8 protein-coding genes and 1 pseudogene are annotated in these 9,551 nt (G+C 57.3%); 6 read left to right on the top strand and 3 right to left on the bottom strand.

The annotated features are described in order from the left end of the window. Positions 1-349: 349 nt before the first annotated feature. On the bottom strand, positions 350-808 hold the full coding sequence (locus tag ACOCD2_RS04075) for a ligand-binding protein SH3 (RefSeq protein WP_293650253.1): 459 nt from the start codon (positions 806-808) through the stop codon (positions 350-352). Positions 809-990: 182 nt separating this feature from the next. Between ACOCD2_RS04075 and ACOCD2_RS04080 the strand changes: the two genes are divergently transcribed. Next, positions 991-1,191 (top strand): hypothetical protein, encoded by a 201-nt coding sequence (locus ACOCD2_RS04080; protein ID WP_294032265.1) that lies wholly within the window; start codon positions 991-993, stop codon positions 1,189-1,191. Here the strand turns inward: ACOCD2_RS04080 and ACOCD2_RS04085 are convergent. Both ACOCD2_RS04085 and ACOCD2_RS04090 read right to left on the bottom strand, forming a co-directional pair. Beyond that, complete coding sequence (locus ACOCD2_RS04085; protein ID WP_294030239.1) at positions 1,151-1,780, bottom strand: YaeQ family protein; 630 nt, start codon at positions 1,778-1,780, stop codon at positions 1,151-1,153. The two genes, ACOCD2_RS04080 and ACOCD2_RS04085, sit on opposite strands and share 41 nt — an antisense overlap. Next, a pseudogene (locus ACOCD2_RS04090) lies at positions 1,737-2,181 on the bottom strand (YcgN family cysteine cluster protein). Before ACOCD2_RS04090 ends, ACOCD2_RS04085 begins: the two are co-directional and overlap by 44 nt. A 350-nt stretch (positions 2,182-2,531) precedes the next feature. Here ACOCD2_RS04090 and murJ point away from each other — a divergent pair. From murJ to lspA, 5 genes are all read left to right on the top strand, one after another. Next, the gene (gene murJ, locus ACOCD2_RS04095) at positions 2,532-4,079 is read left to right on the top strand and encodes a murein biosynthesis integral membrane protein MurJ (protein WP_293645355.1); all 1,548 of its coding nucleotides are present in this window, start codon (positions 2,532-2,534) and stop codon (positions 4,077-4,079) included. 86 nt (positions 4,080-4,165) lie between these two features. Continuing rightward, positions 4,166-4,942: a discoidin domain-containing protein gene (locus ACOCD2_RS04100; RefSeq protein ID WP_293652392.1), complete on the top strand. Its 777-nt coding sequence runs from the start codon at positions 4,166-4,168 to the stop codon at positions 4,940-4,942. A 111-nt stretch (positions 4,943-5,053) separates the two neighbouring features. Next, positions 5,054-5,983, top strand: coding sequence for a bifunctional riboflavin kinase/FAD synthetase (ribF, locus tag ACOCD2_RS04105; protein ID WP_293645347.1), 930 nt, complete (start codon positions 5,054-5,056; stop codon positions 5,981-5,983). 28 nt (positions 5,984-6,011) lie between these two features. Further along, positions 6,012-8,828 carry an isoleucine--tRNA ligase gene (gene ileS / locus ACOCD2_RS04110; protein WP_293645345.1) on the top strand — a complete coding sequence of 939 codons (2,817 nt, stop codon included), beginning with the start codon at positions 6,012-6,014 and terminating at the stop codon, positions 8,826-8,828. Further along, entirely contained in the window at positions 8,821-9,306 is a 486-nt protein-coding gene (gene lspA / locus ACOCD2_RS04115; protein WP_293645343.1) for a signal peptidase II, read from the top strand. The genes ileS and lspA overlap by 8 nt, the downstream gene beginning before the upstream one ends. Positions 9,307-9,551: the final 245 nt, after the last annotated feature.

The following is a 9,551-nucleotide window of genomic DNA, read 5'->3' on the forward strand; positions in this document are numbered from 1 at the left end:
ATCGCTCCCTGCAAACGACAATATCCTTGTCAAGGCAGGTGATTAATTAATTCAGTATATTGGCATGCGCTAATTATCTGGAGCTGCCCGAAAAAGATAGCTATTTATAGACGGTAACAAGATAGGGTGCGGGTATTGCGATGCGGTTCGTAGGCTCACCGCATCCTGCGGTCAATGGATGGTTGGAATCAAACCAGAGTGATGTTTCGAAAAATCAACGGTTTGACAAAATTTGATTTCGCCCCGGAAACACATAATCGGGTAGGATTCGGTGAGGTACGAACCGCATCGATGAAAGGAGGGGCGGAGTCAAACCATTACCGCCCCCTCAATGCGACCCATCAATGGCTCAGGCGGCCTGGTGCAGGTGTTCGACCTTGGCCTGGCGGGCTTTTTCAGCTTCTTCCGCCGAATAGGCCTTGCCCGACCACAGCATGTCGTAGGCGATTTCCTCGTTGCCGTTTTCACACAGTTCCAGCACCTTTCTGAACAGGGGCTGAAAGGTCTCGCTACGGTGGGATTGCTCGTGATTTTCGAAGTTGTCCCAGAATGTGACGATAAGGGCTTCGCGGTTCTTCAGGGGGCTTTCCACGGCCTGGCCGATGGTGCTGCCTTCATTGGAGATATTACCACTGTTCAGGGTGACGAAGCCGCCGATAAACCCTGTATCCGAGTGATAGGTTTTCACGTTTTCGCACAGGTAGGCCACTCTTTCCTGCAGGTCGTCGACCGTGAATTCCGGTTTCAGAATGACACGGTTGACGGTGACGATACCGTCATGGGGGAAGTTTTCGATAAGTGCAGACATTGTTCTCTCCTCTTGTCATTAATAAGTTATGACAAAGGGAAAGAATATTAGTTCATTATTAAAAACTAATATAATTTCTGGGGAAATGGTCAGGAAGGGGTGTGATGAATCAGCCATGTGTCGTTATGTTGCTGCTGAGGGATAAATCCTTGCTGTCGAGATGCAAGTGTGTCTTCGGCCTCGTGATAGATTTTGGGACATCCCAGTCCCCAAAATCGACTCGGCCTTTGACAACCTATTGGTGCCCCAGCCGTCCTGGTCACCAAGCACTACGCAACAACTTCGCAAGCTCGTTGCTGCTCCGTACTTGTCTCCCAATGACTGGACGCCGCGTTTGGATGCCTACTTTGCTTCCCCTCTGGCGCTATGCGCACGACGGGTAAGCAGTGCGGTCTCGCGGCTACTGGGGTCTACCAGCCTTCGCTTCGCTCTCCATGGCTGGCAGCGCAGGACACCGCCGGAAAGGGTGGCCTGCCATTCGAAGCGGCGGGTAAGGGTGGCAGCCAGGGTTTCGACAAGTTCGCTGTCCAGAGAGACTATGCGCCCGGAAAAATCGGGCAGCTGACCATCATGCTGTCGTTTCCAGCGTTGCAGCAGATGCTCATGGGTGACAAGGGACACTCTAGGCGTGTGCCGGGCGGCTTTCTGCAGCCGATCGAGTGTGGGAGTGCCCACGTCGATCCAGTGCAGGATACGGTCATCGATGTCCCGAACGGCAACATCCGGTGCATTGCCCTCGCTCAGTCCACCTTTGCGAAATGCCATGCCCGGTTCATATAAAAGGGTGTATGCGAGTAACCGCAGTATCAGGCGTTCGGATTTTTCAGAGGGGTGCTGGGGCGTGGAGAATTCCAGACTTTCATAACGCTGGCTGTCCGTGTCGGCCAGCTGGATGTGTCCGTGATAGAGCTGGCTGTGCCCTGGGCCATTATTTGATCCAGTCGATGAGATGGCAGTCCAGCCGGCCCGCATCGTCTTCGCAAATGGTGCGGCCGGTGATGCCGTTGCCCGAATCGAAGACCGTGTTGGGGTCGCCGGATACCAGGGGATGCCATTCGGGCAGGGGTTTGTGCTCTGCCAGCAGGCGGTAGGCGCAGGTGCTGGGGAGCCAGTAGGGATCTTCCAGTTCCTTGAGTGTGATAGTGACACAATCGGATACCCTTGTTGACCGGTTCGCGTAATCGCTGCACTGGCTGGTTTCCAGGTCCAGCAGCCGGCAGTGGACGTTGGTGAAATAGATTTCCCGGGTGTCCTCGTCTTCCAGACGGTGCAAACAGCATTTGGCGCAGCCGTCGCACAGGGCCTCCCACTCGTCTGAATGTCATTTCAGCCAGTGATTTGTGTTTCCAGAATTCAGGGGTCAGGTCAGTCATGGCCGGTATTCTACCTGCATCCTACCCATAATCTACCTATTGTTATACACAAGCTGCATCAGGCCGGAAAAATTTTGCATGTTTAGAGGTAACCCCGAAAGCAGGTTCTCATAAAAGTTAGCTAACTATATGTTTATCTAATAATTTTCTGAAATTGACCGAAACTTGGTCAATTTGAACCGTTTTCCGCTATGGAAAGGGCTAGTCGTGATTTCCGCATCTTCTTCACAGAGTTATCCACAGCATTTGTGGAAAACACAGAGGGGGGTTTTCGGCGATGCCGGTGCGCGGTCATTGCGTCAGATGGGGTAGAATGCCGCATCCCGAACGATCCCCTTTGGAGAACGGCCCTGGCTTCCCTGCTCAAATCACTGACCACCGTGGGTGGCAACACCATGGTTTCCCGGGTGCTGGGTTTCGTGAGGGATCTGGTGCTGGCGCGGGTGTTCGGTGCTGATGCCGCCACGGACGCCTTTTTCGTGGCCTTCAAGATCCCGAATTTCCTGCGGCGCCTTTTTGGGGAAGGTGCTTTCGCCACGGCTTTCGTTCCCGTGCTCATGGAATACAAGGAGCAGCGCTCCCATTCCGAACTGAAGGCGCTGGTCGATCATGTGGCGGGCACGCTGGGCCTGGTGCTACTGATCGTTTCTTTCATCGGCGTGCTCGTCGCGCCGCTCATCGTTTCCCTGTTCGCCTTTGGCTGGGTACTCGATGGCGCGACGGAAAAACTGGATCTGGCCGCCCAGATGCTCAGGCTCACTTTCCCCTACCTGCTGTTCATTTCGCTGACGGCATTTGCCGGCGGCATACTCAATGCCCATAACCGCTTCGCCGTTCCTGCCTTCACGCCGGTCCTGCTCAACCTTTGCCTCATCGGCTCCGCCCTGTGGTTGGCCCCGCAGATGCAGCAGCCCGTGGTTGCCCTGGCCTGGGGTGTGCTCATCGCGGGTGTGGTGCAGTTTACTTTTCAGCTGCCCTTTCTTCACCAGCTGAAACTGTTACCTGCTCCCCGCCCGGCGCCGCGGCATGAGGGAGTGGGACGGATCATGAAGCTGATGCTGCCTGCGTTGTTTGCGGTGTCCGTGGTGCAGATCAACCTGCTGCTGGATACGGTGCTGGCTTCTTTCCTGCAGACCGGCAGCATTTCCTGGCTGTACTATTCAGACCGGCTCATGGAATTCCCCCAGGGCGTGCTGGGTGTGGCGCTGGCCACCGTAATTCTTCCCAATCTGTCGAAGCGCCACGCGGCGACGGACAGCAGGGCATTCAGTCATACACTGGACTGGGGCCTGCGCACCACGCTGCTGCTGGGCGCGCCGGCAGCCGTGGGGCTGGCTGTGCTGGCCGGCCCCATGATTGCTACGCTGTTTCTTTCCGAGCGGTTCGATATGCGTGATGTGAGCATGGCCCGCCTGAGTCTCATGGCTTATTCAGTGGGATTGCTGGCCTTCATCCTGATCAAGGTGCTGGCGCCAGCCTACTATGCCCGGCAGGATACCAAAACGCCGGTAAAGATCGGGATCGTCGCCATGGTCGTGAACATGGTTTTCAATCTGGCGCTGATCTTTCCGCTGCAGCATGCCGGCTTGGCGCTGGCCACCAGTCTTTCGGCTTTCGTGAATGCCGGCCTGTTGTTCAGAGGTTTGCGCAAGCGCGATGTTTATCGTCCGGGGAAGGAATGGCCGGCTCTCTGGCTGAAGGTGGGACTAGCGGTGGCTGGTATGGCTGCCGTGCTGGTCTGGGGTATGCCTGCATTGCAGGCCTGGTCGGGGGTTGGTATCTGGATGCGCGCGTCCTGGCTGGGTGCCTGGATAGGGATCGGGGCGCTTGTCTATTTCCTGTTGCTGGCGCTGCTGGGCATTCGCCCGCATCACTTTCGAAATACCGGAAGAGCATAATTGTTCAAATCATTGTAAAATGATGGGTTCGGAAGTCATTGGTTCCAGCGGTGTAATCTATGTCATTGGCGAGGTTAGGGTTTCTTGTGGGACTTGCTGTCCTGCTGTGCGGTGCTGATGCTGGCGCGGCGCCTGGTGCAGTTGCCCAGGCAAAAGACAGAAACATTCTGCTGATGAAAAACGGCGGTGTGATACTGGCGCATACCGGCCAGTACGACAAGGAGTTTCCGGTAAATGCCATGATCGAGGGCAATTTGCTCAACTACTGGGCCAGTGGCAAGCCTGGTCCCAAAGGCTGGACGCCGCAGAGTTTCGTGATCGAGCTGGACAGGGAGTACGAGCTGAGCCGGCTGGCAGTGGACAACCGGGAAATCGACGAGAAGGCCTATCCGGGGGTTTCTGCACACAAGCTCCGTTTCTCTGCTTCAACCGAATCATCACAATCAGGCTGGCAGCCGGTCTCCTTGATGGAGGCGGCCCAGTTTGGACGCAAGGAAAAAATTCTCGACAAGCCGGTAAGAGCGCGCTGGCTGAAGATCGAGATCCTGTCCAACTATGGCAACAAGAGCTACACGGAAATCAATGAGCTGGAGGCCTATGGAAAGCCGGTGGGTGATGAACCGCACTACATCGATCCCAACGGGGTATACCGGACCAACTACCAGTTACTGAAACTGCAGGTTGACGGCAGCAGGGTGACAGGTTGCTATGAACTGGACAAGGGCTACGTCCATGGAACGACCAACGGACGTGTGTTCGATATTGAATGGATCGAGCACAAAGGGGAGGAACGCGGCCGGGCGCTGCTGGTTTTGTCCTCAGGGGGGGGCTCAATGGTCTGTGGTATCACGAAGGCATCATGAAAGGCCCCTGGTTTGGCAACAAGCTGCAAGGGCAGCATACTATTGACTGTGATCCGGTTTCCGCTGCCATAGGTGTAGGCTTCAAAGCTGACACCATCGTTCATCAGTAACATGCAGCTCGTACGCAGCCAGCACAATTTGCGTGCCAGTCATCGCGGCTGTGCCGCGACCATCGGCAATTTTGATGGTGTGCACCTGGGGCATCAGGCTGTTTTCAATGCACTGCGGGAAAAGGCGCAGCAGCTGGGATTGCCTTCGACGGTTATTCTTTTCGAACCCCAGCCCATGGAGTTCTTTCAGCCCCGTATGGCACCACCGCGCCTGACGCGCCTGCGTGAAAAGCTCATCCATATCCGCAGTTGCGGTATCGATCGTGTGGTGCTGCTCGAATTCAATGTGCACCTGGCCGCGCTGACTGCCGAGGAATTCGTGCAGCAGGTGCTTCTGGACGGTATGGGTATCCGGCACCTGTATGTGGGCGATGATTTCCGCTTTGGCAAGGAACGCAAAGGCGATTTCGCGCTGTTGCAGAAGATCGGCGCCGCACAGGGTTTCAGCGTGCAGAGCATGGATACGGTCTGTCATGATGATTGCCGCATCAGCAGCACCCGCATTCGTGAAGCGCTGGCCGAGGGTGACTTTGCCACGGCAGAGCACTGCCTGGGGCGGCCTTACCAGATCTGCGGGCGGGTAGGGCATGGCAACCAGCGGGGGCGTACCATCGGTTTTCCCACGCTGAATGTAAACCTGCATCGGCGGGTCAGTCCTGTAAGAGGCGTGTTTGCGGTCAGGGTCCAGGGGTTGGCGGAAAAGGATCTTCCCGGTGTCGCCAATGTGGGTACGCGTCCTACGGTCGATGGAGAAGGCCGGCCTCTGCTGGAGGTGCACCTGTTCGACTTTGATGCCCGGGTTTATGGCGCCCAGGTTGGCGTGACCTTTGTCCATAGGATACGGGACGAGAAAAAGTTTTCTTCTTTCGACGAGTTGCAGCAGCAGATCCTGCTGGACGCATCGCGTGCGCGAAAGATACTTGCTATCTGAACTTCAACCACACAGGAATAACAAGTCCGTGAGCGAATACAAGGACACACTCAATCTTCCCAAGACCGATTTCCCCATGCGCGGGAATCTTGCCCAGCGCGAGCCGCAGATGCTCAAGGAATGGGAATCGCAGAATCTCTACCAGAAGATCCGCGATATCTGTGCCGGACGGGAAAAATCCGTCCTGCATGACGGTCCTCCCTATGCCAACGGGAGTATTCATATCGGCCATGCGGTAAACAAGATTCTCAAGGACATCATCAACAAGAGCCGCACCCTGGATGGCTTCGACGCCCCTTATGTGCCCGGCTGGGACTGTCATGGTCTGCCCATCGAGCTGCAGGTGGAGAAGAAGGTGGGCAAGCCGGGCCGCAAGGTCAGTGCGGCCGAGTTCCGCAAGGCCTGCCGCGCCTATGCGCAGAAACAGATCGAGGGTCAGCGGGAGGATTTCAAACGCCTGGGAGTACTGGGTGACTGGGATAATCCCTATCTGACCATGAACTACCAGCAGGAAGCGGACATCATCCGCTCCCTGGGACGTATCGTGGAAGCGGGGCATGTACACAAAGGCTCCAAGCCCGTGAACTGGTGTACCGACTGTGGTTCCGCCCTGGCCGAGGCCGAGGTGGACTACATGGACAAGACCTCCCTGGCCATCGACGTGGCTTTTGAGGTGCTGGACGATGAAGCCGCCATGTACTGCTGTCACTCCGTACCCGGCGATCACGGTCATGGCCCCCTGTATGTTGTCATCTGGACCACAACCCCCTGGACCCTGCCCGCCAACCAGGCCGTGGCCCTGAATCCTGAGCTGGATTATGCCGTGGTGCAGGCTGGCGAGCGCCGCTTCCTGGTGGCCGAAGGCCTGATGAAGGAAGCACTGGCCCGCTGGAACCTGAACGACTACCGCGTCATCGGTTACGGCAAAGGCGATGCCTTCGAAGGGCTGATGCTGAAACACCCTTTCTACGACCGGGAAGTGCCCATCATCCTGGGCGATCATGTCACCCTGGATGCGGGAACCGGCGCTGTGCATACTGCCCCCGGTCACGGCCTGGAAGACTACATCGTCGGTCAGAAATACCACCTGAAGGTGGACAACCCGGTGCTGGGAAACGGTTGCTTCAACGAAGACACCCCCCTGTTTGCCGGTGAGCATGTGTTCTCCGCCAATGACAAGGTCATCGATGTACTCAAGGCCCACAATGCCCTGCTGCATGAGGAGCGCCTCACCCACAGCTATCCCCACTGCTGGCGCCACAAGACCCCCATCATCTTCCGCGCCACTCCCCAGTGGTTCATCAGCATGGAGCAGAATGGCCTGCGCGAGGCGGCCCTGAAGGAGATCAACAATGTGGAATGGCTGCCGGAGTGGGGCCGGGAACGCATCCGCGGCATGGTGGAAAACCGGCCGGACTGGTGTATCTCCCGCCAGCGCACCTGGGGCGTGCCCATCACCCTGTTTGTCCATCAGAAGACCGGCAAGATGCATCCCGACAGCGCTGCGCTTTTCGAAAAGGTGGCGCAGAAAGTGGAGCAGGAAGGCATCGAAGCCTGGTTCCAGCTGCAGCCTGCGGACATTCTCGGTGACGAAGCCGGTGAATACGAAAAGGTAACTGATACCCTGGATGTTTGGTTCGACTCCGGCGTGACCCATGCCTGTGTCCTGGACCGCCGCCCGGAGCTTCACCGTCCGGCGGAGCTGTACCTGGAAGGCTCTGATCAGCATCGTGGCTGGTTCCAGTCCTCCCTGCTCACTTCCGTGGCCATGACGGGCAAGGCGCCCTACAAGGCCTGCCTCACCCACGGTTTCACCGTGGATGCCCAGGGCAAGAAAATGTCCAAGTCCCTGGGCAATGTCATTCAGCCCCAGAAAGTCACCAAGAACCTGGGCGCGGATATCATCCGCCTGTGGGTGGCCGCCACCGATTACCGGGCGGAGATGAGTGTCTCCGACGAGATTCTCAAGCGCACGGCAGATGCCTACCGGCGCATCCGCAACACCACCCGTTTCCTGCTGGCCAACCTGTTCGATTTCGATCCCGCGCACAATGCTGTGGCCGTGGATGATATGGTGGAACTGGACCGCTGGGCCGTGGCCCGCGCCCAGGCCCTGCAGGAAGAGATCGAAGCGGCCTATCGCGACTACAACTTCCACCTCATCTACCAGAAGATCCTGCAGTTCTGCGTGGTGGACATGGGTGGCTTCTACCTGGATGTCATCAAGGACCGTCAATACACCACCAGGACCAACAGCCTGCCGCGCCGTTCCTGCCAGACGGCCATCCATCACATCATCGAGGCCATGGTGCGCTGGCTGGCACCCATACTCAGTTTCACCGCCCATGAGGCCTGGCAGCATGTTCCCGGTGAACGCAGCGAATCCGTGTTTCTGGAGACCTGGTATGACGGCCTGTTCGGCCTGGAAAGCAGGGGCGAACTGGATGAGGCCGACTGGCAACGCATTCTCGAAGCCCGCGGCGCGGTGAGCCAGCAGCTCGAAGGCATGCGCAAGGCAGGAGATCTCGGTTCATCCCTGGACGCCGAGGTCATCCTGTATTGCGATGGTGAGCTGTACGATTCGCTGGCGAAACTGGGAGATGAGCTGCGCTTCGTGCTCATCACGTCCTATGCCGGAATCCAGCCTCTGTCACAACGCAGCGCCAATACCGTGGACAGCGGACTCGATGGCTTGGCCATTGAAGCTGTGGCCAGTAAGCATCCCAAATGCGTGCGCTGCTGGCATCACCGGGAAGAGGTGGGCAGCCATCCCGATCACCCGGAACTGTGTGGCCGTTGCGTGGAGAATGTCGAAGGTGAGGGTGAAGTGCGCCATTATGGCTGATCGGCTGCGCCCAGGCGGTTTCCTGCTGCTGGCGCTGCTGGTGCTGATTTTGGATCAGGCCAGCAAGGCTTGGGTATTGGCGTTATTCCAGCCTTACGAGGTGGTGCCGGTGTTGCCCGTGTTCAACCTGACGCTAGCATTCAACGAGGGCGCAGCATTCAGTTTTCTCGATGATGCCGGGGGCTGGCAGCGCTGGTTCTTCATTGGTCTGACCAGCATCATTTCCGTCGGGCTCGTGGTCTGGTTGTTGCGTCTGAAAACCTCCGAACGCCTGACCGGGTTTTCCCTGGCGCTGATCCTGGGAGGTGCCCTGGGCAACCTCGTGGATCGGGTACGCATAGGCAAGGTGACGGATTTTCTGGATTTTCACTGGCACGGCTGGCATTGGCCAGCCTTCAACCTGGCGGACAGCGCCATTACTCTGGGTGTGGTGCTGATGCTGTTGGCTTCTTTCAGACAACAGCCCAATTCCCCGTAGGTCAGACTTCAGTCCGACATTTTCCACTCAGGAAATCATGGGTCGGGCTGAAGCCCAACCTACAATCGTCTATGACCTGCAGGGATGCGGGAAGTGCAGAAAATGCAGGAGTAATTTTCTGTCCGTACATCCAGTACATCGCCGCTCCTGCGCATCCCTGCGCCCGCGGCATACTGTACATCCTGTACATAAAAAAACCCCGGTCACGTCCTGTTGTGATCGGGGCTGTCGCCTGGCTTGGTTTA

It is taken from the genome of Thiolapillus sp., assembly GCF_048562965.1.
Classification (GTDB): Bacteria; Pseudomonadota; Gammaproteobacteria; order Chromatiales; family Chromatiaceae; genus Thiolapillus; species Thiolapillus brandeum_A.